This window comes from Sphingomonas yabuuchiae, from assembly GCF_014199595.1.
Lineage (GTDB): Bacteria > Pseudomonadota > Alphaproteobacteria > Sphingomonadales > Sphingomonadaceae > Sphingomonas > Sphingomonas yabuuchiae.
This window is the reverse complement of record NZ_JACHNX010000021.1, coordinates 15,790-36,258: the sequence shown is the minus strand read 5'-3', so window position 1 is coordinate 36,258 and position 20,469 is coordinate 15,790. Positions and strand designations below refer to the sequence as shown.

Below are 20,469 nucleotides of genomic sequence, written 5' to 3'. Positions count from 1 at the left end.
CCCGTGGCGAAGCGTCCGCGTTATCCCTGGGCTCATAGAAGGAGAAACGCGATGCAGGTGCCGCATAACAGCTTCGTGCTGGTCGTCGATGGCCGCAAGAGCCTGTTCTTTCGAAACGAGGGGGATGCCGACTATCCCAATCTGATCGTAGAGCACGCGGTCGAACACCCCAATCCGGCGGATCGCGACCAGAAGACGGACAGTGCCGGGGCGGCGTCCTCCACCCAAAGCGGCGCGGGTGCGCCGCCGATCGCACAGGGCGGATCGAACCAGGCGGGTGGCGGCGGCCAGGGTGCGCAGTTCGCCGCGTCGCGCGGCACGATGGGCGAGACCGACTTCCATCAGCAGGAGGAGGATCGCTTCGCGGCCGAGACCGCCGAGATGCTCAAGCGCCGTGCACTCGCCAACGAGTTCGAGTCGCTGATCGTCGTTGCCCCGCCCAAGACGCTGGGTGAGTTGCGCAAACATTATCACAAGGCGGTCGAGGACCGGCTGGTCGGCGAACTGGCCAAGGATCTGACCGGGCATCCAGTGCCCGAGATCGAGGCCGCGCTGCAAAAGGCGTAACCGCCACCGGGCGGCGGCGGGTCAGGCCGTTTTCGGCTTGGCCAGTCGCCGCCGGATGACCAGCGCCGCCGCCGCGCTGCCGAACAGCAGGACCATCGGCGGGGCGGGCACTGGCGTCGGGGGCGGCGTGTCACCGCCCGAGGATGAGGCACTGCTGGCCGAAGAAGCGCTCGACGCCGACGACGCGCTGGAGGCCGAGCTGGCCGACGAGCCGTTGGACGACCAGCCGCTGCTGCTCGACGCATAGCCGCTCGACGAAGCCGAGGAGGCGGACGATGCCGACGACGCCGAAGAGGTGCTGGACGCACTCGACGAGCTGACATTGCCCGAGGACGAACTCGTCGACGAAACATTGCCCGACGAAGTGGAGGAGCCGCCGGTCGAAGAGGTGGACGAGACGTTGCCCGAGGAGGTCGACGAACCGCCGGTCGAGGATGTCGACGATACGTTACCCGAAGAGGTAGAGGAGCCGCCGGTCGAGGAGGTGCTCGACACATTGCCCGACGATGATGTGCTGGACACGTTGCCGCTGGACGAGGTGCTGCTGACGCCGCCGGTGGAGGTGGACGATCCGCCCGAACCCCCGGAGGCCGACGAGGTGGACGAACCACCCGATCCGCCGGACCCGCCCGATGCCGACGAGGTCGATCCGCCGCTGCTGGTCGACGAAATCACGATGCTTCCGCTCGATCCGCCGCCGCCGCCGAAGCCGCCGCCGAACCCGAAACCGCCGCCAAGGCCACCGCCCCAGCCGCCGCCGAAACCGCCACCCCAGCCGCCGATGACCGCAGGGACATAGCCGCCGCCCGGCGCGACCGACGGTGCGGTGGCGGGCAGGGGGACGGGAACCGGCGGTTCCTGCGTCATGACGGTCACGACCGTCGGAGATGGCGTCGTGGTGGTCGTGGTCGTGCGTGTGACGGCATGCCGCCGCGCGGGCAGCCGGCGATGATGCACGATGCGCTTCTTGACCTTGGTCTGCTTGACCAGCGCCGGGCGCTCGGGACGATCGACCATGTGGACGGCTCCGCCGCCGATCACGGCGCCGCCAGCGACACAGGCCGTCAGTTTTGCCAAGGCCATTCGCACAGACATCGTCACATCCTCAAACGGTTCAGGCCCGCAAACGACACGGGACCGGACCAAGGCTTCAAACCGGGTGATGGTTCCGGCATCGCCACCCGATCGCCCCAAAGGCAAGTTTTTCCAGCGTTTCTGTCATCACAGTGACCAACAATGGCTTCAGGTCAAACCCATTATTGGCCGTCCGCGTCTAGCTTTGGGATTCGCGAACCGTCGCGGACCATATTTTAGGGACATGGACGGCCCGGCGACAGTCAAGATTCGATGATCGGGTCTGTAAACTGACCATAATGGCACCAATTCGTCCATGCCCGGTTAACATCGCAACTTTATTATAGAAATTGGCAAGACGATGAAACGCCGGTCGCTTGCGGCAGACGGTGGCACCGATTATAGGCCCTCTCGACCATCAGGGGGCGGCCCCGAGGACACGGTGCCGAACGTCGCACCGACGGGCCCTTTGGGAGAGTGGTATGGCGACGGTGTTTAATCGCGTGACGGAATCCACCGGCCCGGATGCGGCCAACGATATCGACGAGAATTATCGTCCCTCGGCGGACGAACCTTTCATGAACCTGAAGCAGCAGGCCTATTTCCGCCGCAAGCTGATCGCCTGGAAGGAAGCGATCCAGCGCGAGGCGCAGGGTACGCTGTCCCAGCTTCAGATCGACTCGTTGCGCGAACCCGATCTGACCGATCGCGCGTCGAGCGAAACCGACTGGTCGATCGAGCTTCGCACCCGCGACCGCCAGCGCAAGCTGATCTCCAAGATCGACGCCGCGCTGCGTCGGATCGAGGAGGGCGAATATGGCTATTGCGAAGTCACCGGCGAACCGATCAGCCTCGGTCGGCTGGAGGCGCGGCCGATCGCGACCATGACGGTCGAGGCGCAGGAGCGTCACGAGCGGAACGAGAAGGTCTCGCGCGACGATTGATGCACCGGCCCGGTGCTCCGGTCAAAGCGGATCGGGGCGCCGGTACGGGGTTCGGCTTGCGAAATGCGGGCGCGAACGTCAAAGACCTGTCCTGTTCGTCAACAGATGTCTGGAACCGCTTTCATTAAGGGGTTGGCAACGTGATGATGCGTATCGCATGGTCGCGCGAGTGGTAACGGGAAAGCGGGGACGATCATCATGGACATGACGAACCGTGCGCCCGCAAATGGGTCTGAAATGGCGGAAGACGAACTGGAACGCAGCGACCGGGCCGGACGGCGCGACAGCCTGTTGCTGATGGCGCAGATGACGCTGGGTGACGAAACCTCGCCCCGTGACGTGCGGGTCCGCAATATTTCCGAAGGCGGCCTGATGGCCGAACTGCCCATTTCGGTCGAAATCGGCACGGCCGTGTCGCTCAATTTGCGGGGTGTCGGCGCGGTGTCGGGGCGGATCGCCTGGTGCACCCAGGGGCGGGTGGGCGTTGCCTTCGACCGCCAGATTGATCCGACGCTGGTTCGCAAGCCGGTCGGCGGTGGTGCATCGACACCGGAATATGCCAAGCCTGCGACGGGCCTGAAGACCAAGCCGTTCCACCACTGATTCGGAAATACTATCGGGGATAGGTATCGGGCGGCGTATGCCCCCGACATGGGCCGCGGCGGGTCGGCTGACCCGCGCGGCCGCGTCCAGGCTATAGGCCTTGGATCTCTTCTTTCAGTCTTAGCTTCTGCTTCTTGAGATCCGCCAAAATCAGCGCGTCTGGCACGGGACGCTGTGATTCGGCGCTGATTCGCCGGTCGAGCGTGGCGTGCTTGGTCTCCAGGGCCGTTTGATGCGCCGTATGCATGGGCTTCAACCTCCTGTCATTGCTTGGGGGACTGAGTAAAACACCAAAATCATCGTCTGTCCTCATCCATTTTCGTCAGAATCGACCGGATGAGGTATTTGGCACGATGACGTGATGCCGCCTCTCGCCGCGCGCCTTCGGGCTTGCTAGAGGGGCGGGACCGGTGTCGGGCTTCCTTCCGTACCGGTCGCAAAGGGGGAGCAGGATGGACGTCACGCTGGCACGCGCGCGGATCGACATGTTGCGAACCGAGCATCGCGACCTGGACGACGCGATCGCGGCGCTACTGCAATCCACGACCCCCGACCAGTTGCAGATCGCGCGGCTGAAGAAGCGCAAATTGCGGCTGCGCGACGAACTCGCCGAGTTGGAAGACCGGCTGATCCCCGATATCATCGCCTGACGATCCCGGCGGCCGGACCGCTTCGTATCGGGACAGCCCGCGCCGAACCTCGTCTTGTTCCGGGCGCGAATGTCGTGCGAGCCAGAGGCCATGGCTTCCATCGCGTCCCAATCCCCCTTCCATGCCAAGCTGATCGACGGCCTGTATGTCGAGGCCATGGCCCTGGCCGAGGCGGCGCGTGGCTATTTCGACGGGATCGGCCGTGACCAGCGCGATGGGCTGGATCCGGTGGTGCGGGTCGCCTTTTCCTGCGAGTCGCTGAAGGTGACGACGCGGCTGATGCACGTCATCGCATGGGTGCTGACCCAGCGCGCGGTCGAAGCCGGTGAAATGGACTGGGCGGAGGCGCGGCAGCCGGTTCGGCGCCTGGGGGCTTCGCCGGATACCGACGAAGCGCAGCTTGCCGCCTTGCCCGAACCGGCGCGGCGGCTGACCCAGGCGAGCCTGGACCTGCACCGCCGGGTCGAGCGGCTCGATGCCATGGCCGGTGAAGACGCCCAGGCCGCCAGCCCCGTGCAGGCTTTGCATGCGAGGTTGGGTAGGGCGTTCTAGTCGGGCACCATTCCTTCCCCCACAGGGGGGAGGGGACCTTGCGCAGCATGGTAGAGGGGTGTCACCGCTGGCGAGGACACCCCGCCTTCGCCAGGAGTGCCCCCCTCCGTCTGGGCTATGCCCCGACGCCTCCCCTTGCGGGGGAGGAATAAGAGGCAAGTGACAATCTCTGCCGCGCCGCCTCATATTGACGGCGAAGCTCCGCGACCCGCTCGGCCGCCGGTATGATACGGTCGACCGCGCCGATGCCTTGTCCCGCGCCCCAGATGTCACGCCAGGCCTTGGCCGCTTGGCCGCCGCCGAAGTTCATCGTCGACACATCGCCTTCGGGTAGATTGTCCGGGTCGAGGCCCGCCGCGACGATCGAGGCGCGCAGGTAATTGCCATGCACACCGGTAAACAGGCTGGAATAGACGATGTCGCTCGCGCGCCCTTCGACCACCGCCTGCTTATAGGCCTCCGCCGCATTGGCCTCGGCTGTGGCGATGAAGGGCGAGCCGATATAGGCGAAGTCCGCTCCCATGGCCTGCGCCGCCAGGATCGCGTCGCCGGTCGCGATCGATCCTGCCAGCGCCAGCGGGCCGTTAAACCAGCTGCGGATTTCCTGCACCAGTGCAAAGGGCGAAAGCCGCCCGGCATGGCCGCCCGCTCCCGCCGCCACCGCGATCAGCCCGTCCGCGCCTTTTTCCACCGCCTTGCGCGCGAAGCGGTCGTCGATCACGTCATGCAGCGTGATCCCGCCCCAATTGTGGACGCCCGCATTCACATCCTCCCGCGCGCCCAGCGAGGTGATGACGATCGGCACCTTCCACTTGGCGCAGACCGTCAGGTCGGCCTCCAGCCGGTCGTTGGAGCGATGCACGATCTGATTGACCGCGAAGGGTGCGGCGGGCCGATCGGGATTTGCCCGGTCATGCGCCGCCAGTTCCTCGGTGATCCGGTGAAGCCATTCGTCGAGCAGGCTGGCGGGCCGTGCATTCAGCGCCGGAAACGAGCCGACGATCCCCGCCTTGCACTGGGCGATGACCAGATCCGGGTTGGAGATGATGAACAGTGGCGACCCGATCACAGGCAGCGCCAGCCGGTTCAGGGGCGAACGACTCAGGGCAGGGGGCAGGCTCATGGCTTTACGATAACGTAAGCGTAAGGCCTGTCCAGATGGACAAGGTCTGTGCAATATTATTACATGACCGTCATTTGCTTTGGGGCGGACAGGGCTTAGAGATTTGCGCATTCCCATTGAAAGGCCCTGCTTGCGATGAAGTCCGCCCTATCGGTCCTGTTGGCCCTGACCGTTTCCACCCCGGCGCTGGCGGCGGGTCAGCTGCCCCAGACCGTCGCGCCGGTCCTATACGACATCACCGTCCGTCCCGATGCGAAGGCGCTGACCTTCAGTGGCGAGGAAACCGTCGATGTCGATGTGAGACAGGCCACCGCCACCATCGTGCTGAACGCCGCCGAGCTGACCGTGACGCGCGCGACCTTCGACGGCAAGCCGGTGCCCTTCGTGGCTGACAAGGCCGCCCAGACTCTGACCCTCACCCTGCCGCAGGCGGCGAGCGTCGGGCGGCACAAGGTCGGCTTTGCGTGGACGGGGACGATCAACCGTTCGGCCAATGGCCTGTTCGCGATCGACTATAGCAATGCCGATGGCTCGGCCGACCGGATGCTGGCGACCCAGTTCGAGGCGCCCGACGCGCGCCGTTTCGCGCCGATGTGGGATGAGCCCGCCTTCAAGGCGAAGTTCCGCCTGACCGCCACCGCGCCCAAGGGGCAGCGCGCGATCAGCAACATGCCCGCCGAGACCGTGACGACGCAAGCCGACGGCAGCCAGCTCTATCGCTTCGGCGAGACGCCGGTGATGTCCAGCTATCTGCTGTTCTTCGGCTCGGGCAATCTGGACCGCAAGACGGTGGACGCGAATGGCGTCCAGATCGGCGTGGTCAGCCGCAAGGGCGTGGTCGACCAGGGCGACTATTCGCTCGGCGCGGCGACCAAGCTGCTGAGCTATTATAATGATTATTTCGGCACGCCCTATCCGTTGCCCAAGATGGACATGGTTGCGGGTCCGGGCTCCAGCCAGTTCTTCGGCGCGATGGAGAATTGGGGCGCGATCTTCTATTTCGAGAACGAGCTGCTCTTCAATCCGCAGGTCATGAGCGAGAGCAACCGCCAGCGCATCCACACCGTCGTCGCGCATGAAATGGCGCATCAGTGGTTCGGCGACCTCGTCACCATGCGCTGGTGGGACGATCTGTGGCTGAACGAAGGGTTTGCCTCGTGGATGGAGGGCAAGGCCAGCAACGACCTGAACCCGGCCTGGGAAGCGGCGGCGGCCAGCGTGTCGGGCGAACGTGAGTCGGCGATGGGCATCGACGCGACCAGCGCCACCCACCCGATCATCCGCAAGGTCGAGACGGTCGACCAGATCGGTGAGTCCTTCGACGGCATCACCTATCTGAAGGGACAGGCGGTCATCGGGATGCTCGAATCGACGCTGGGCGCCGATACGTTCCGCAAGGGCATCCGCGCCTATATGGCAAAGTACAAGTATCAGAATACGGTGACCGACCAGCTCTGGGAGGAACTGTCCAAGGCATCGGGCACCAATGTCGCGACCATCGCGCATGACTTCACGTTGCAGGGCGGCGTGCCGCTGATCACGCTGCAGGGCACACGCTGCGAGGGCGGCAAGACCGTCGCGACGCTGACCCAGGGCCGGTTCGGTCTGGATGAGGCGTCGAAGGCGGCCCAGACCTGGCATGTGCCGATCCGCGTGGCGACCATCGGCGGGGCCGAGACGACGGCCATCGTCACCGGCGCGGCACCCGCCCCGGTGACGGTTGGCGGTTGCGGCACGCTGGTTCTGAACCAGGGCAAGGGCTCCTATACGCGTGTCATGTATGACGATGCGGGCCATGCCGCGATCGTGCGGGATTATGCCAAGCTGACCCTGAACGATCGCCTCGGGACGCTGGGCGACGATTATGCGCTGGCGGCGGGCGGTTATCAGAATCTGAGCCGCTGGTTCGACCTGATGGCGCAGGTAAAGCCCGAGGCCGATCCGCTGGAATGGCAGGCGGTCGCCGGAGAACTGGCGCGGCTGAACGGCCTTTACGAGGGCACGCCGCTCGAAACGCCGCTGCGTGCGCGGACGGCGGCGATCCTGTCGCCGGTGCTGGCGCGGATCGGGTTCGAGCCCAAGCCGGAGGACGGTGCGCTCGTCTCCAACTTGCGCGAGACGCTGATCGGGCAGCTGGGCACCAGCGGCGATGCGATGGTCGCGGCGCGTGCACGGGGCTATGTCACCGCGCTCGCTAGGAACCCCAACGCCATTCCGGGCGCCATCCGCCAGCCGATCCTGGCGACCTATGCCACCCGCGCGACGGCGGACGAATGGGACCGGCTGTACGAACTGGCCAAGGCCGAGCGCAATCCAGTGGTCAAGAACCGCTATGTCTCGCTGCTGGGCTATGCCGAGGACGATGCCGCGGCACGCCGGGCGCTGAGCGTATTGAAGGACAACACCTTCACCCCGCCGCAGCGTGCCGCGCTGCTCCGCTCGATCGCGGGGGCGCATCCCGACATGGCGTTCGACTGGGCGGTTCAGAACAAGCCGCTGGTCGACAGCTTCCTGGAGGAGAGCAACCGGGCGACCTTCATCGTCGGGCTCGGCGCGGGGTCGAACGATCCCGCCATGCCCGGCAAGATCGAGGCCTGGGCCAATGCCAACCTGCCCGAGGGCTCGCGCGGCGGGGCCAAACGGTCGATCTCGCAGATCGCGGTGCGCAAGGCGGTCGCGGATCGCCTGAAGCCCGCCGTCCAGACCTGGCTGGCGCGCTGATATGGGGGCTGGCGGGGGTGGCTCCCCGCCAGCCCAGCCTGATCGAAATCGAAGGCCAACGAATAACCTAAACCCCTCTGCTCCCCGGCGAAGGCCGGGGCCCAGTCTCTTCGAGGCGGAGGGGGAAATGAAAACGGCGAGTGGGAGGCCAAGGCGATCCGTGCCCATTTGCCTCCCACGCAAATTCATCGCACCATCGCGCCGAAGTGGAAACTGGACCCCGGCCTTCGCCGGGGAACAGTCTGGATTAGGGCCATAAGTATAGCCTTCGAGCACATTTGGGCTGGACGGCGCGTACGATAATCACCCGACGCATCTTCAACCTCTTGCTTCCCATACCGAAACACGAAACGATGACAGCTCCGTCACCTATTCGTGAGCCCTTCGTGATCCGCAACAGCCTCGCCCTCCTCCTCGCCGCCACTGCCATGACCGCGCCGCTCGCCGCGCAGGAAGAGGGGGAGAAGAAGGCTCCGCATCACGAAGCCGCCAAGGCCGAGGCGGAGGCCGCCTGGGCGCGCGCGCCGCTGGAGGAAACCGAGGTCCGCCATCGCGACAGCGTGACGATTAATGGCCGCGCTTATCCCTATGTCGCTTCGGCGGGCACGCTGACCGTGCGGGATATCGAGGGCAAGCCGACCGCCTCGATGTTCTACACCGCCTATACGCTTGACGGCACCAAGCCCGGCACCAAGCGGCCGGTGACCTTCCTGTATAATGGCGGGCCGGGATCGCCGTCCTTCTGGCTGCGCATGGGCTCGTTCGCGCCAATCCGCATCCGCACCACCAGCCCGGAGTTCGTGCGGCCCGCGCCCTATGATGTCGGACCGAACCCGGACTCGCTGCTCGACAAGACAGACCTGGTGTTCCTGGATGCGATCGGCACCGGCTATTCGCGACCGCTGGGCGATATGAAGCCCGCGCAATTTTACGGCGTCGACGAGGATGTCGACGTCTTTGCGGGCGCGATCCAGCGTTATGTCACCAAATATGGCCGCTGGATGAGCCCGAAATTCCTGCTCGGCGAAAGCTATGGCACGCTGCGCTCGGGGGCGCTGGCCTATCAGTTGCAGGAAAAGGGCATGGCGCTGAACGGCGTCGTGTTGCTCAGCTCGATCATGAATTACGGCTATCGCCAGCCGGGGCTGGACCAGGTCTATCTCAATTACCTGCCCAGCTATGCCGCGACCGCCTGGTATCACAATCGCCTGGCCGATCGCCCTGCTGATGTCGCGACCGTGGTGGCGCAAGCGCGCGCCTTTGCGGTCGGCCCCTATATGTCAGCGCTTGCCAAGGGGCAGAGCATCTCGCCGCAGGAGCGCGACCAGATCGCCGAGCAGATGAGCCGCCTGATCGGCATCTCGCCCGACTATATCAAGCGCGCGAACCTGCGCATCGACCTGCCGCGTTTCCAGAAGGAATTGCTGCGCGGCTCGGCGCGCACGGTCGGTCGGTTCGACTCGCGTTACCTCGGCATCGACACCGACGCGGCGGGCGAGCGGCCGGAGACGGACGCCTCTTCGGACGCAATCTCAGGAGCTTATATCGCATCCTTCCAGGACTATCTTCAGTCGACCCTGGGTTACAAAACCGATCTGCCCTATCGCCTGTCGGCGCGCGACGCGGCGGGCTGGACTTGGAACTGGAAGCACAAGTCGCCCGACGGGTCGCAGAACAACCCGAACACCGCGATCGACCTGGGCGCCGCGATGCGGGCGAACCCGTATCTGAAGGTGCTGTCGATGAACGGCTATTACGATATGGCGACCCCGTTCTTCGGCACCGAGAACGATCTGGGCCATATGATGCTGGAGCCCGCGCAACAGGCCAATCTGCGCTTCACCTATTATCCGGCCGGGCACATGACCTATCTCAACCCGGACGCACTGCGGAGCATGAAGGCAGACTTGGCGCGCTGGTATGACGAAGCGGTGAGCGATGCGAAGTCGTCCACCCCGCCGGTGCCGCCTTCGGGGCAGGGGGCGCGGCAATCGCGATAAGCTTTGCCCTCCATGGCGACCGGTTCTGGCTGCGCGGGATACGTCACTCGATATAGAGGTCGACCATCACGCGCGTCCGGCTCTTATCGGTCAAGAGCGTTACCATGCCGCCGTGGTCAAACTCCTTTGGCTCGGCAACGTAGATGTGGGAAATCGGAAAGTCCGGGCCGATCGCGGGACCACAGCAATAATTATGGCTCGTTTCAGGTCCCGTGGTTTCCAGGCATGGCCCCCCGACGCCCGGTCCTGCGGAGGAGCAGGAGCGGGTCGTATGGAAGCGATATCCGCGCAAAAGCGCGCTGATGTCGGAACTGGCCGCGCGGAAGGTGCATCGTTCCAGCACATCGGAGAAGCCGAAGCTGGCGCATGCAATGTCAGTAACCGAGGCTGGCAAGGTTGCGATGTTCAGCATGGTCGACACATGTCGCCGCTCCATCGCGCGCCACCCCGCGACGCCAGCTATGACGATCAGCGCAACGAAGCATATCGCCGCGACGGTCGTTTTCGGCGGTGAGACGTTCATGCCATCAAAATGACGCGACGCGGTGAGCCTGTCATCGTCCGGCAAGCAAATCGCACATCGGAGTCCAATTGGAGTCGATATATCTTGTCAATTACTGGAAAATGGTGGACGCACTTGGGCTCGAACCAAGGACCCGCTGATTAAGAGTCAGCTGCTCTACCAACTGAGCTATGCGTCCGATGCCGGTCTGCGGCATGGCGGGGAGCGTGTCCCCGTCTGGTGGGGCGCTATTAGCCGGGCATGTCCGACCTGCCAAGGGGGTTTTTGACATTTTTTTGGCAGTCGGGGCCGCGTGTGCAGCCCCGACTGTGTAAATCCCTCAATAACCGACCGTAAAGCGCTGGCGGATGTGGCGGGGCTGCTCGATTTCGTCGGCCAGCGCGATGGCATAGTCCTCGAACGAGATGCTGCTGCCCTGCTCGTTCGACAGAAGCGTGTCGGTGCCGAGCCGAAATTGGCTGGTCCGCTCGCCGGGGACGAACATCGCGGAGGGGGAGAGGAAGGTCCATTCCAGGTCCTGGACGCCGCGCAGCAGGTCGAGGAATTCGGCGCCGGCGCTCGCCTCTGCCTTGTACGCGTCCGGGAAATCCGGCTGGTCGATCAGGCGCTGGCCGGGTGCGATCTCCAGGCTGCCCGCGCCCCCGACGACGAGGTAACGCTTCACGCCCGACGCGCGGACGGTGCCGATCAGACCGGCCGCGTCAGTGGTTGCGAAGTGGACCGAACTAACGACCGCGTCATGCCCGCGCAGCGTCTCGGCCAGCGAATCCGGTGCGCTCACATCTCCCGAAACCGGGGCGACGCCGGGCAGGGCGGCGATCCGATCGGCATTGCGCGCGATGGCGGTCACGGCATGGCCGCGATCCGACAATTCCCTCAGGATGCGTGAGCCTGCGTTACCCGAGGCACCGATCAGGGCGATCTTCATGGTCTTTCCTTTCCACGGTCCACTTTATAGACCGTGGAGCTATGCAGAGCGCCGCCGCACCACAAGACGTCATTTTACAGGGACCAGGTCACATGAATGTGACCACGGCGTTGAGCGGGGAGGGTGGATGCCCGATCCGCGACGTGCTCGACAGGATCGGCGATCAGTGGAGCCTGCTGGTCCTCGCCGCGCTGGAGCCGGAAACGTTGCGGTTCAACGTCTTATTGCGGCGGATCGGCGATGTATCGAAACAGATGCTGTCCCGCACGCTGCGGCGGCTCGAGGAGGACGGGTTCGTCGAGCGGACGGTCTATGCGGAGGTGCCGCCACGGGTGGAGTATAGCCTGACCGATCTGGGCCGGTCGTTCCTGGTGCCGATGCGGGCGCTGATCGGCTGGGCGGACACGCATCAGCCACAAGTGGAGGCGGCCCGCGCGGCCTATCGCGCGCGGGCCTGACCCCATTCTTTTATCAGGCGATGTGAACCGCCTTGGTGATCATGTGGTTGGCGATGCCCTCGGGCCCGTCTTCCGAGCCATAGCCGCTTTCCTTGACCCCGCCAAAGGGCGCATCGCCCCAGCTGAGGCGGACGGTATTGATCGCGACCATGCCCGCCTCGATCTCGTCGGCGAGTTGGTTCTGGCGGCGGCCATTCTCGGTGAAGCAATATGCCCCCAGGCCGAAGGGCAGGCGGTTGGCCTCGGCGATCGCGTCCTCGGTGGTGGCGAAGGGGCGGATCAGCGCGATCGGGCCGAACGGCTCTTCGTTCATCGCCTGCGCATCAAGCGAGACATCGGCCAGCACGGTGGGGGAGAAGAAGAAGCCGTCCCCGCTTTTGACTTCGCCACCGGTCAGCTTGCGCGCGCCGTTCCGCACGGCGTCATCGATCATCGCGCCGATCGCTTGCGGACGGCGGGGATTGGCCATCGGCCCCATCTGCGTATCATTCGATAGCCCGTCCCCGATCTTCAGGGCGGCGGCGCGTTCGGCAAAGCCCTTGGCGAAGCGCTCGTAAATCCCCTCCTGCACATGGAAGCGGGTGGGGGCGACGCAGACCTGGCCCGCATTGCGGAACTTGTGGGTGACCAGCAGGTCGAGCGTCTTGTCGAGATCGCAATCGTCGAAGACCAGCACCGGGCCATGACCGCCCAGCTCCATGGTCGACTTCATCACCGTATCGGCGGCGAGCTTCAGCAGATGCTTGCCGACCGGCACCGACCCGGTGAAGCTGAGCTTGCGGGTGACCGGCGAGGCGAGCAGGTGGCGCGACACCGCATCGGGTACGCCGAAGACCAGCTGCGCGACATCGCCGGGCAGGCCCGCATCCTGAAAGCAGCGCATGATCGCGATGGCGCTGGCGGGGGTTTCCTCGCTCGGCTTCAGGATGACCGAGCAACCCGCCGCAATGGCGGGCGAAATCTTGCGCACCGGGTTCATCACGGGGAAGTTCCAGGCACAGAAGGCCGCGACCGGACCGACCGGCTGGTGCAGCACCAGCGAGCGGGTGCCGGTGGGACGCGGCAGGACGCGCCCATAGATGCGCACCGCTTCCCCTGCATGGAAATCGAGCAGGGCGGCGGTCGCGGCGACTTCGCCGCGCGCCTCGACGATCGGTTTGCCTTCCTCCAGCGTCGCGAGTCGCGCCAGCTCCTCGGCGCGCTCGCGGACCAGGGCGGCAGTGCGGTGGAGAACGGCGGCCCGCTCCTGCGGCGCGACTTTACGCCACTGCTCGAACCCGCGCGCGGCGGCCTCCAGCGCGCGTTCCATGTCGGCGGCGGTCGCCAGCGGCAGCTCGCCCAGTGACTGGCCGGTTGCCGGGTTCAATACCGCCTGGGTATCGCGCCCCTCCGGCCCCAGCCACTCGCCGCCGATATAAAGGCCGGTTTTTACATCAACTTGCTGGGCGGTCATATGGGTCCTTTCGGAAAGGGTAAGGGGGTCGAATGCGGGCCGGAGATCGGCCTTGTGCCCCGCCGATACAAGGCCGAACGGGGTCGAACCGAGCTTCTGTCCGGATCGAGGGAGCAAAAGCAGGGCTTTGTGCGTCCCAAGCTTTACGGCATTTCCTATCGGGGGGATCGAGATAGGTTACGCGCCGAAACGAAAGGGACGGATCCAGATGCGAGCACCATTTCCGGCCATGATGGCCGCATTGATGATCGGTACGGTCGGTCTGTCCGGCTGTTCGGGCGGGGGCAACGGCAAGGGCTCGGTCGAGCTGCTGAACGTCAGCTACGATCCGACGCGTGAGCTGTATAAGGATGTCAACGCCGCCTTCGCCAAGGATTATCAGGCCAAGACCGGCAAGACCGTGTCGTTCCGCATGAGCCATGGCGGGTCGGGCAAGCAGTCGCGCTCGGTGATCGACGGGCTGTCCGCCGATGTGGTGACGCTGGCGCTGGCCTATGACATCGACGCGATCGCCGAGCGGGCCAAGCTGCTGCCCGCCAACTGGCAGAGCCGTCTGCCCGACAATAGCGCGCCCTATACCTCGACGATCGTGTTCCTGGTCCACAAAGGTAACCCGAAGGGCATTCGCGACTGGGCCGATCTGGTAAAGCCGGGCGTGCAGGTCATCACGCCGAGCCCGAAGACGAGCGGCGGCGCGCGGTGGAACTTCCTGGCGGCCTGGGCCTATGGCAAGAAGGCGGGTGGTTCGGACGCGGCGGCGCAGAAATATGTCGCCGACCTCTATGCCCATGTGCCCGTGCTGGACTCAGGCGCGCGCGGGGCGACGACGACCTTTGTCGAGCGGGGGCTGGGCGATGTGCTGATCGCCTGGGAAAATGAGGCTTTGCTGTCCGAAAAGGAACTGGGCGCGGGCAAGTTCGACATCGTGGTGCCCTCCATCTCGATCCTGGCCGAACCGCCGGTCGCGGTGGTCGATGCCAATGCCAAGGCGCATGGTACCGAACAGGTCGCGACCGAGTATCTGAAGTTCCTCTACACGCCGCAAGGCCAAGAGATCGCCGCGCGTAACTTCTATCGCCCGCGCGATCTGGCGGTGCTGGCCAAGCATGCCGCGACCTTCCCGAAACTGGATATGGTGACGATCCAGGACTTCGGCGGCTGGGCAGCGGCGCAGAAGCGGTTCTTCGCGGATGGTGGGGTATTCGACGCCATTTATGGCGGCCAGGCCAAGCGGCGCTGATCGCGGTGTTGCGGACGAAGCGCCGCTCGGCGCTGCCGGGCTTCGGCCTGACCATGGGCATGACCATCTTCTGGTTGGGGCTGGTGGTGCTCGTCCCGTTGTCGGCGCTCGTCATCCGGGCGGCGGGCATGGGCTGGGAAGGCTTTGCCGAAGTCGGGTTGTCGCCGCGCGCGCTGGCCGCCTATCGGTTGAGTTTCGGCGCGGCGCTGGCGGCGGCGGCGATCAATGCGGTGTTCGGGCTGCTGATCGCCTGGATCCTTGTCCGCTATGAGTTTCCGGGCAAGAAGCTGATCGACGCGGCGGTGGACCTGCCCTTCGCGTTGCCGACGGCGGTGGCGGGCATCGCGCTGGTGTCGCTCTATTCGGAAAATGGCTGGGTCGGGTCGCTGCTCGCGCCGCTTGGAATCAAGGTCGCCTATACGCCCTTGGGCGTGACGATTGCCCTTGTTTTCATTGGTTTGCCATTCATTGTTCGCTCCGTTCAACCGGTGCTCGCCGATCTGGGTCGCGACGTGGAGGAGGCCGCCGCGACGCTTGGCGCCTCTCGCGTGCAGACCTTTGGCCGGGTGATCCTGCCCGCCATTGCCCCTGCTTTGCTGACCGGCTTCGCACTCGCCTTTGCGCGGGGGGTGGGGGAATATGGATCGATCATCTTCATCGCGGGCAACATGCCCTTCAAGTCGGAGATCGCGCCGCTGCTGATCATCACCCAATTGGAGCAGTTCGACTATAATGGTGCGACGGCGATCGCCTGCGTGATGCTGGTCCTGTCCTTCGCGATGCTGTTGTTCGTCAATCTGCTCCAGGCGTGGCGCGCCAAGCGGGGAACGCGATGAGCAACTCCAACCCTACGACCATCGAAAGCCCCTGGGCGCGGCGGGCGCTGATCGGTGTCGGTTTTCTGTTTCTGGCATTGTTCCTGTTCCTGCCTCTGGTCATGGTCTTCGCTGGCGCTCTTGCGAAGGGCTGGAGCGTTTTCTTCGAAACGTTGGTCGACCCGGATGCGCTGGCGGCGATCCGCCTGACCCTGCTGGTGGCGGCCATCTCGGTGCCGATCAACGCGGTGTTCGGGGTGGCGGCGTCCTGGGCCATCGCCAAGTTCGATTTCCGTGGAAAAAGCCTGCTCATCTCCCTGATCGATCTGCCTTTTTCGGTGTCGCCGGTGGTGTCCGGCCTCATCTTCGTCCTGCTGTTCGGGGCGCAAGGATGGCTGGGGCCGTGGCTGACCGAGCATGGGATGCGGATCATCTTCGCGGTGCCCGGCATCGTGCTGGCGACGGTGTTCGTGACCTTCCCCTTCGTGGCGCGCGAACTGATCCCGCTGATGGCCGAGCAGGGCCGCGACGACGAGGAAGCGGCGCGCTCTCTGGGCGCGAATGGGTGGCAGATTTTCTGGCATGTCACGCTCCCCAATATCCGCTGGGGGCTGCTTTACGGGGTGCTGCTCTGCAACGCCCGAGCGATGGGCGAGTTCGGCGCGGTGTCGGTCGTGTCGGGGCATATCCGGGGGCTGACCAACACCATGCCGCTGCACGTCGAAATCCTGTACAATGAATATGACTTTGTCGGCGCGTTTGCGGTGGCGTCTCTGCTCGCCTCGCTCGCGCTGGTGACCTTGGGAGTGAAGACCGTGCTGGAATGGCGTTTCGGCATCCACCGGGCGGGAGCCGCGCATTGAGCATCGTCGTCGACAATATCTCCCGCCGTTTTGGCGGGTTCACCGCGCTGGATCGTGTCACCCTGGAGACCAAGCCCGGTGAGTTCCTGGCGCTGCTCGGCCCCTCGGGGTCGGGCAAGACCACGCTGTTACGGACCATCGCCGGGCTGGACTTTGCGGATGAGGGGCATGTCCTCTTCGACGGGCAGGACATGACGGGGACGCCCGCCGCCGAGCGCCGCATCGGCTTCGTGTTCCAGAATTACGCGCTGTTCCGCCACATGACCGTCGCCGACAACATCGCTTTCGGCCTGACGGTCCGTAAACGGCGTGACCGGCCCGCCAAGGCCGCGATTGCCGCGAAGGTCGCGGAGCTGTTGGAACTGATCCAGCTGCCGCAACTGGGCGACCGTTACCCCGCGCAGCTGTCGGGTGGGCAGCGTCAGCGCGTGGCGCTGGCCCGCGCGCTTGCCATCGAGCCGCGCCTGTTGCTGCTCGATGAGCCGTTCGGCGCGCTCGACGCGCAGGTGCGCAAGGATTTGCGCGGCTGGCTCCGGCGCATCCATGACGAGACGGGGCTGACCTCGATCTTCGTGACGCATGACCAGGAAGAGGCGCTGGAGATTGCCGACCGCATCGTCGTGATGCGAGGCGGCGTGATCGAGCAGATCGGCACGCCCGCCGAGGTGCAGAGCGCACCTGCCACCGCCTTCGTGTCGTCCTTTATCGGCGAAACCAACCGGTTGCCCGTGACGCGCCGCGACGGCGCGGCGATCATCGGCGACGGGCTGGCGACCGTGCCCGACGAAGCGCGCGGGCAGGGCGGGGGCGAAATCCATATCCGCCCGCACGATGTCGAGCTGGCGCAGTCGGGCGCTGCCGACGCACTGCCCGTCACCGTATTGGCGAGCCGCCCCATCGGTCGGTCCCGCCGGATCACGGCCGAGCTTGCCGGTATCGCCGAGCCTCTCACCTTCGACTTGCCCGTCGCGGAGGAGGCAGCCGCAGGACAGTCCCTGTCGATCCGCCCGGTCCGCTACCGCATTTTCTGATTCCTTTTCGCGTTCGATCCCCTGACCTTTTGCGGGCATTGGCCGTTTCGGCATTTGCCAGTGCCGGGTCGTCGGGGCATGACGCGGACGTCAACAGGGGAGATCGTCGTTGAAGGTCGGACAGGAATGCTGGCGGATCGAGCAGGCCGATCGCATGGCAGTCATCGTCGATGCGGAGGAATATTTCCGGATGGCCCGCCGCGCGATGCTGAATGCGCGGCGGCAGATCCTGCTGATCGGCTGGGACTTCGACGCGCGCATCGTCCTGGATCATGACGAGGCACCCGGCGAGACGGTCGGCGACTTCATCTACTCGCTTGTCCAGCGCCAGCCCGAGCTGGAGATTTTCCTGCTCCGCTGGGACACCGGCGCGATCAAGTCACTGTTCCGGGGGAAGACCTTCTTCACCGTCCTGAAGTGGATGGCGCACAAGCTCATCCATACCAAGCTGGACGGCCATCACCCGATCGCTGCCTCGCATCACCAGAAGATCGTCATCATCGACGACCAGCTCGCCTTTTGCGGCGGCATCGACATGACCAGCGAGCGCTGGGATACGCGGGAGCATCGCGATGACGATCCCGGTCGCAAGCGGCCCGGCGGCCAGCCTTACAAGCCCTGGCACGACGCGATCAGCGCGGTAGAGGGCCCGGTGACGCACGCGCTGGGCGAGCTGTTCCGTGAGCGCTGGCATGCGGCGGGCGGCAAGCCGATGGGGCCTGCCGTTCCGGGCGCAAGCTGCTGGCCGGAAGGGTTGGAGCCCGACTTCACCAACCAGCCGGTGGCCATCGCCCGCACCATGCCCGAGATGGACGACCAAAAGCCGGTCCATGAGAACGAGGCGCTGTTCCTCGCCCAGATCGCACGGGCCGAGCGCTACGTGTATATCGAGAGCCAGTATTTCGCCTCCCGCCGGGTCGCCGAGGCGATTGCCCGGCGATTGGATGAAGAGAATGGCCCGGAATTCGTCATCATCAACCCGCTGACCGCGCAAGGCTGGCTGGAGCCCATCGCGATGGACACCGCCCGCGCCCGGCTGGTCGAGGCGTTGCGGCGGCGCGACCGGCATGGGCGATTGCGGCTTTATCACCCCTTCACCGCAGGGGGCGAAGCGATCTATTGCCATGCCAAGATACTGATCTCCGACGACCAGGTCTTCCGGTTGGGTTCGTCCAACCTGAACAATCGATCCATGCGGCTGGATACCGAATGCGACCTGGCGATCGCGGTCGAGGCGGACAGCCCCGCCGGACGGCGGATCGCGGCGATCCGGGACGATCTGCTGGGCGAGCATCTGGGCATCGCGCCCAAGCTGGTGGGCGATACCATTGCCCGCACCGGTTCGTTGATCGCCGCGGTCGAGGCGCTGCGTGGGAAGGGGGGGCGGAGCCTGCGCCCCTATGAGGTGCCGGACCTGTCGAGCGTCGAGGAATGGTTGGCGGACAATGAAGTGCTCGACCCCGAAGGGCCGGACGAGATGTTCGAGGCGTTCAGCCAGCGCAAAGGGTTGTTCCGGCGGCTGCGGCGGCACTGATGGGGGAGGTCGTCAACTTCCGTCAGGCGCGCAAAGGACTGGTCCGCAAGGCCGCCGAGCAGCAGGCGGCGGAGAACCGGGCGCGGTTCGGGCGGTCGAAGGCCGAGAAACAGCGGGATGCGGTGGAGCAGGAGCGGGTTCGTAAAGAGCTGGACGGCGCCAAGCGGGAGGATTGATCTGCCGAACACCCTCACCCTTCCGGCGCTTCGCGCCTCCCTCCCTCTCCCATCGGGAGAGGGAAGGAGCCCGCCCGCCTAAGCGGGTGGGAAGGGTGAGGGCGGCGTTGCGATCTCAGCGCGGCGTCGCGAACCAGATGGTGTGGGTCGCACCCTTGCCATTCTCGCGGGCGCGGACCTTGACCTCATCGACCAGGAAGCCCGCGCGCGACAGCCGCCGGGTAAAGACCGGGTCCGGGGCGGCCGACCAGATGGCCAGCACGCCGCCGGGACGCAGCGCCATACGCGCCTCGTCCAGTCCCCGGTTCGAATAGAGCCCGTCATTGGCCGGGCGGGTCAGCCCGTCGGGGCCATTGTCGACGTCGAGCAGGATCGCGTCATAGGTGCCGCGCCCCGCATAGATCGCATTGCCGACATCGCCCATCGCCAGCGTTACGCGCGGATCGTCAAGGCACCCGGCGGTCAGCTCGACCATCGGCCCGCGTGCCCATTCGATGATGCCGGGGACCAGCTCGGCTACCGTTACCCGCGCATCGCGGCCCAGCCGGGCCAGTACGGCGCGCAAGGTAAAGCCCATGCCATAGCCGCCGATCAGCAGATGCGGCGCGCTGCGCCCGCCCAGCCGGTCGCAGGTCATCGTGCCTAGCGCCACTTCCGAGCCGCTCATGCGCGTGCTCATCAGCTCGTTGCGGTCGAGCACGATCATGAAGTCCTTGCCCCGGCGGAACAGCCGCAGGGGCTCGCCGCCGGGCACCTCGGCGATGCCCAGCAGCTCGCGCGGGGTCATTTGCCCTGGCGCGCCTTGCGTGCGGCGTAGCGTGCGTCGCGTGCGGCCTTCAGCTCGGCGGCGGTGGGGACCACCGGCGGCCGTGCGGCGGCAGCAGCGGCCTCTGCGGCGGCCTCGGCCTCGGCCTTCGCCTTGGCGCGGGCTTCCTCACGGGCGGCCTTTTCCTGCTCAATCGCGGCCTTGTGCGCGGCACGGCGTTCGGCCTCTGCGGCTTCCTTGGCCGCGCGGGCGGCGGCGCGGGCTGCGACGACCTCGGGGTCGGGCGCAGCCTTGTTGCGCAGCTTTTCCAGCGCGGCGGCCTTTGCGTCGCGCGAAGCCGATGCGCGATCGGCGAAACCGGGAACCTTATATCCTGCCATCAATCCTTCATCCCGCTGGAGGGCCATGGAAGCCCAATGCACAACGGCCCCGCATCGCTGCAGGGCCG

At 65.6% G+C, this 20,469-nt stretch carries 24 protein-coding genes and 1 tRNA gene; 17 read left to right on the top strand and 8 right to left on the bottom strand.

Annotated features, from left to right (window positions below; genetic code table 11):
- Positions 1-51 precede the first annotated feature (51 nt).
- The 6 genes from GGQ89_RS17030 to GGQ89_RS17005 all read left to right on the top strand — a co-directional run bounded on the left by GGQ89_RS17030 (position 52) and on the right by GGQ89_RS17005 (position 3,188).
- Complete coding sequence (locus tag GGQ89_RS17030) at positions 52-567, top strand: host attachment family protein (RefSeq protein WP_076716593.1); 516 nt, start codon at positions 52-54, stop codon at positions 565-567.
- 37 nt (positions 568-604) lie between these two features.
- Positions 605-814 carry a hypothetical protein gene (locus GGQ89_RS17025; RefSeq protein WP_184106555.1) on the top strand — a complete coding sequence of 70 codons (210 nt, stop codon included), beginning with the start codon at positions 605-607 and terminating at the stop codon, positions 812-814.
- A 48-nt stretch (positions 815-862) separates the two neighbouring features.
- A complete protein-coding gene (locus GGQ89_RS17020) occupies positions 863-1,366 on the top strand; it encodes a hypothetical protein (RefSeq protein WP_184106554.1) in 504 nt (167 codons plus the stop codon).
- Between the two features lie 125 nt (positions 1,367-1,491).
- A complete protein-coding gene (locus tag GGQ89_RS17015) occupies positions 1,492-1,797 on the top strand; it encodes a hypothetical protein (RefSeq protein ID WP_184106553.1) in 306 nt (101 codons plus the stop codon).
- Between the two features lie 326 nt (positions 1,798-2,123).
- The gene (dksA, locus tag GGQ89_RS17010; RefSeq protein WP_058744014.1) at positions 2,124-2,585 is read left to right on the top strand and encodes an RNA polymerase-binding protein DksA; all 462 of its coding nucleotides are present in this window, start codon (positions 2,124-2,126) and stop codon (positions 2,583-2,585) included.
- Between the two features lie 237 nt (positions 2,586-2,822).
- Entirely contained in the window at positions 2,823-3,188 is a 366-nt protein-coding gene (locus tag GGQ89_RS17005; protein WP_244955810.1) for a PilZ domain-containing protein, read from the top strand.
- 91 nt (positions 3,189-3,279) lie between these two features.
- Here the strand turns inward: GGQ89_RS17005 and GGQ89_RS17000 are convergent, their stop codons facing one another.
- A complete protein-coding gene (locus tag GGQ89_RS17000) occupies positions 3,280-3,435 on the bottom strand; it encodes a YdcH family protein (RefSeq protein ID WP_076716590.1) in 156 nt (51 codons plus the stop codon).
- A gap of 205 nt (positions 3,436-3,640) precedes the next feature.
- Between GGQ89_RS17000 and GGQ89_RS16995 the strand changes: the two genes are divergently transcribed.
- Together GGQ89_RS16995 and GGQ89_RS16990 are read left to right on the top strand one after the other, a co-directional pair.
- The gene (locus tag GGQ89_RS16995; RefSeq protein ID WP_056437698.1) at positions 3,641-3,838 is read left to right on the top strand and encodes a YdcH family protein; all 198 of its coding nucleotides are present in this window, start codon (positions 3,641-3,643) and stop codon (positions 3,836-3,838) included.
- Between the two features lie 90 nt (positions 3,839-3,928).
- Positions 3,929-4,390 carry a DUF1465 family protein gene (locus GGQ89_RS16990; RefSeq protein ID WP_184106552.1) on the top strand — a complete coding sequence of 154 codons (462 nt, stop codon included), beginning with the start codon at positions 3,929-3,931 and terminating at the stop codon, positions 4,388-4,390.
- Positions 4,391-4,505: 115 nt separating this feature from the next.
- Here GGQ89_RS16990 and GGQ89_RS16985 read toward each other — a convergent pair whose 3' ends face one another.
- Entirely contained in the window at positions 4,506-5,513 is a 1,008-nt protein-coding gene (locus GGQ89_RS16985) for an NAD(P)H-dependent flavin oxidoreductase (RefSeq protein ID WP_184106551.1), read from the bottom strand.
- A 135-nt stretch (positions 5,514-5,648) separates the two neighbouring features.
- Between GGQ89_RS16985 and GGQ89_RS16980 the strand changes: the two genes are divergently transcribed.
- Complete coding sequence (locus tag GGQ89_RS16980) at positions 5,649-8,234, top strand: M1 family metallopeptidase (protein WP_184106550.1); 2,586 nt, start codon at positions 5,649-5,651, stop codon at positions 8,232-8,234.
- A 353-nt stretch (positions 8,235-8,587) separates the two neighbouring features.
- Positions 8,588-10,234, top strand: coding sequence for a S10 family peptidase (locus GGQ89_RS16975; RefSeq protein ID WP_244955809.1), 1,647 nt, complete (start codon positions 8,588-8,590; stop codon positions 10,232-10,234).
- Positions 10,235-10,277: 43 nt separating this feature from the next.
- Here GGQ89_RS16975 and GGQ89_RS16970 read toward each other — a convergent pair whose 3' ends face one another.
- The 3 genes from GGQ89_RS16970 to GGQ89_RS16960 form a co-directional block, all read right to left on the bottom strand.
- Positions 10,278-10,802, bottom strand: a complete 525-nt coding sequence (locus GGQ89_RS16970; protein ID WP_184106548.1) for a hypothetical protein — start codon at positions 10,800-10,802, stop codon at positions 10,278-10,280.
- Positions 10,803-10,859: 57 nt separating this feature from the next.
- A tRNA-Lys gene (locus tag GGQ89_RS16965) sits at positions 10,860-10,935 on the bottom strand.
- A 141-nt stretch (positions 10,936-11,076) separates the two neighbouring features.
- Positions 11,077-11,685: an NAD(P)-dependent oxidoreductase gene (locus GGQ89_RS16960; protein WP_184106547.1), complete on the bottom strand. Its 609-nt coding sequence runs from the start codon at positions 11,683-11,685 to the stop codon at positions 11,077-11,079.
- A gap of 92 nt (positions 11,686-11,777) precedes the next feature.
- Between GGQ89_RS16960 and GGQ89_RS16955 the strand changes: the two genes are divergently transcribed.
- Positions 11,778-12,143, top strand: a complete 366-nt coding sequence (locus GGQ89_RS16955) for a winged helix-turn-helix transcriptional regulator (protein ID WP_184106546.1) — start codon at positions 11,778-11,780, stop codon at positions 12,141-12,143.
- A gap of 13 nt (positions 12,144-12,156) precedes the next feature.
- Here the strand turns inward: GGQ89_RS16955 and GGQ89_RS16950 are convergent, their stop codons facing one another.
- The gene (locus tag GGQ89_RS16950; RefSeq protein ID WP_184106545.1) at positions 12,157-13,596 is read right to left on the bottom strand and encodes an NAD-dependent succinate-semialdehyde dehydrogenase; all 1,440 of its coding nucleotides are present in this window, start codon (positions 13,594-13,596) and stop codon (positions 12,157-12,159) included.
- A 232-nt stretch (positions 13,597-13,828) separates the two neighbouring features.
- Between GGQ89_RS16950 and GGQ89_RS16945 the strand changes: the two genes are divergently transcribed.
- The 6 genes from GGQ89_RS16945 to GGQ89_RS16920 all read left to right on the top strand — a co-directional run bounded on the left by GGQ89_RS16945 (position 13,829) and on the right by GGQ89_RS16920 (position 19,255).
- Positions 13,829-14,836 (top strand): sulfate ABC transporter substrate-binding protein, encoded by a 1,008-nt coding sequence (locus tag GGQ89_RS16945; protein ID WP_280529187.1) that lies wholly within the window; start codon positions 13,829-13,831, stop codon positions 14,834-14,836.
- 5 nt (positions 14,837-14,841) lie between these two features.
- A complete protein-coding gene (gene cysT, locus GGQ89_RS16940) occupies positions 14,842-15,672 on the top strand; it encodes a sulfate ABC transporter permease subunit CysT (protein WP_184106544.1) in 831 nt (276 codons plus the stop codon).
- Entirely contained in the window at positions 15,669-16,514 is an 846-nt protein-coding gene (cysW, locus tag GGQ89_RS16935) for a sulfate ABC transporter permease subunit CysW (RefSeq protein WP_184106543.1), read from the top strand. Before cysT ends, cysW begins: the two co-directional genes overlap by 4 nt.
- Positions 16,511-17,545, top strand: a complete 1,035-nt coding sequence (locus tag GGQ89_RS16930) for a sulfate/molybdate ABC transporter ATP-binding protein (protein WP_184106542.1) — start codon at positions 16,511-16,513, stop codon at positions 17,543-17,545. Before cysW ends, GGQ89_RS16930 begins: the two co-directional genes overlap by 4 nt.
- Positions 17,546-17,699: 154 nt before the next feature.
- Entirely contained in the window at positions 17,700-19,079 is a 1,380-nt protein-coding gene (locus tag GGQ89_RS16925; RefSeq protein WP_184106567.1) for a phospholipase D-like domain-containing protein, read from the top strand.
- Positions 19,079-19,255 (top strand): DUF4169 family protein, encoded by a 177-nt coding sequence (locus GGQ89_RS16920; RefSeq protein WP_184106541.1) that lies wholly within the window; start codon positions 19,079-19,081, stop codon positions 19,253-19,255. The genes GGQ89_RS16925 and GGQ89_RS16920 overlap by 1 nt, the downstream gene beginning before the upstream one ends.
- Positions 19,256-19,370: 115 nt before the next feature.
- On the opposite strand, the gene GGQ89_RS16915 is transcribed toward GGQ89_RS16920, so the two are convergent.
- Both GGQ89_RS16915 and GGQ89_RS16910 read right to left on the bottom strand, forming a co-directional pair.
- On the bottom strand, positions 19,371-20,042 hold the full coding sequence (locus GGQ89_RS16915) for a spermidine synthase (RefSeq protein ID WP_056437671.1): 672 nt from the start codon (positions 20,040-20,042) through the stop codon (positions 19,371-19,373).
- The gene (locus GGQ89_RS16910; protein WP_056438408.1) at positions 20,039-20,401 is read right to left on the bottom strand and encodes a DUF6481 family protein; all 363 of its coding nucleotides are present in this window, start codon (positions 20,399-20,401) and stop codon (positions 20,039-20,041) included. The genes GGQ89_RS16915 and GGQ89_RS16910 overlap by 4 nt, the downstream gene beginning before the upstream one ends.
- Positions 20,402-20,469 lie beyond the last annotated feature (68 nt).

Coding starts and splice junctions, on each gene's coding strand:
- GGQ89_RS17030 (WP_076716593.1), top strand. CDS start 52: ATGCAGGTGCCGCATAACAGCTTCGTGCTGGTCGTCGATGGCCGCAAG.
- GGQ89_RS17015 (WP_184106553.1), top strand. CDS start 1,492: ATGCCGCCGCGCGGGCAGCCGGCGATGATGCACGATGCGCTTCTTGAC.
- dksA (WP_058744014.1), top strand. CDS start 2,124: ATGGCGACGGTGTTTAATCGCGTGACGGAATCCACCGGCCCGGATGCG.
- GGQ89_RS17005 (WP_244955810.1), top strand. CDS start 2,823: ATGGCGGAAGACGAACTGGAACGCAGCGACCGGGCCGGACGGCGCGAC.
- GGQ89_RS17000 (WP_076716590.1), bottom strand. CDS start 3,435: ATGCATACGGCGCATCAAACGGCCCTGGAGACCAAGCACGCCACGCTC.
- GGQ89_RS16995 (WP_056437698.1), top strand. CDS start 3,641: ATGGACGTCACGCTGGCACGCGCGCGGATCGACATGTTGCGAACCGAG.
- GGQ89_RS16990 (WP_184106552.1), top strand. CDS start 3,929: ATGGCTTCCATCGCGTCCCAATCCCCCTTCCATGCCAAGCTGATCGAC.
- GGQ89_RS16985 (WP_184106551.1), bottom strand. CDS start 5,513: ATGAGCCTGCCCCCTGCCCTGAGTCGTTCGCCCCTGAACCGGCTGGCG.
- GGQ89_RS16980 (WP_184106550.1), top strand. CDS start 5,649: ATGAAGTCCGCCCTATCGGTCCTGTTGGCCCTGACCGTTTCCACCCCG.
- GGQ89_RS16975 (WP_244955809.1), top strand. CDS start 8,588: ATGACAGCTCCGTCACCTATTCGTGAGCCCTTCGTGATCCGCAACAGC.
- GGQ89_RS16960 (WP_184106547.1), bottom strand. CDS start 11,685: ATGAAGATCGCCCTGATCGGTGCCTCGGGTAACGCAGGCTCACGCATC.
- GGQ89_RS16955 (WP_184106546.1), top strand. CDS start 11,778: ATGAATGTGACCACGGCGTTGAGCGGGGAGGGTGGATGCCCGATCCGC.
- GGQ89_RS16950 (WP_184106545.1), bottom strand. CDS start 13,596: ATGACCGCCCAGCAAGTTGATGTAAAAACCGGCCTTTATATCGGCGGC.
- GGQ89_RS16945 (WP_280529187.1), top strand. CDS start 13,829: ATGGCCGCATTGATGATCGGTACGGTCGGTCTGTCCGGCTGTTCGGGC.
- cysW (WP_184106543.1), top strand. CDS start 15,669: ATGAGCAACTCCAACCCTACGACCATCGAAAGCCCCTGGGCGCGGCGG.
- GGQ89_RS16925 (WP_184106567.1), top strand. CDS start 17,700: ATGGCAGTCATCGTCGATGCGGAGGAATATTTCCGGATGGCCCGCCGC.
- GGQ89_RS16920 (WP_184106541.1), top strand. CDS start 19,079: ATGGGGGAGGTCGTCAACTTCCGTCAGGCGCGCAAAGGACTGGTCCGC.
- GGQ89_RS16915 (WP_056437671.1), bottom strand. CDS start 20,042: ATGACCCCGCGCGAGCTGCTGGGCATCGCCGAGGTGCCCGGCGGCGAG.
- GGQ89_RS16910 (WP_056438408.1), bottom strand. CDS start 20,401: ATGGCAGGATATAAGGTTCCCGGTTTCGCCGATCGCGCATCGGCTTCG.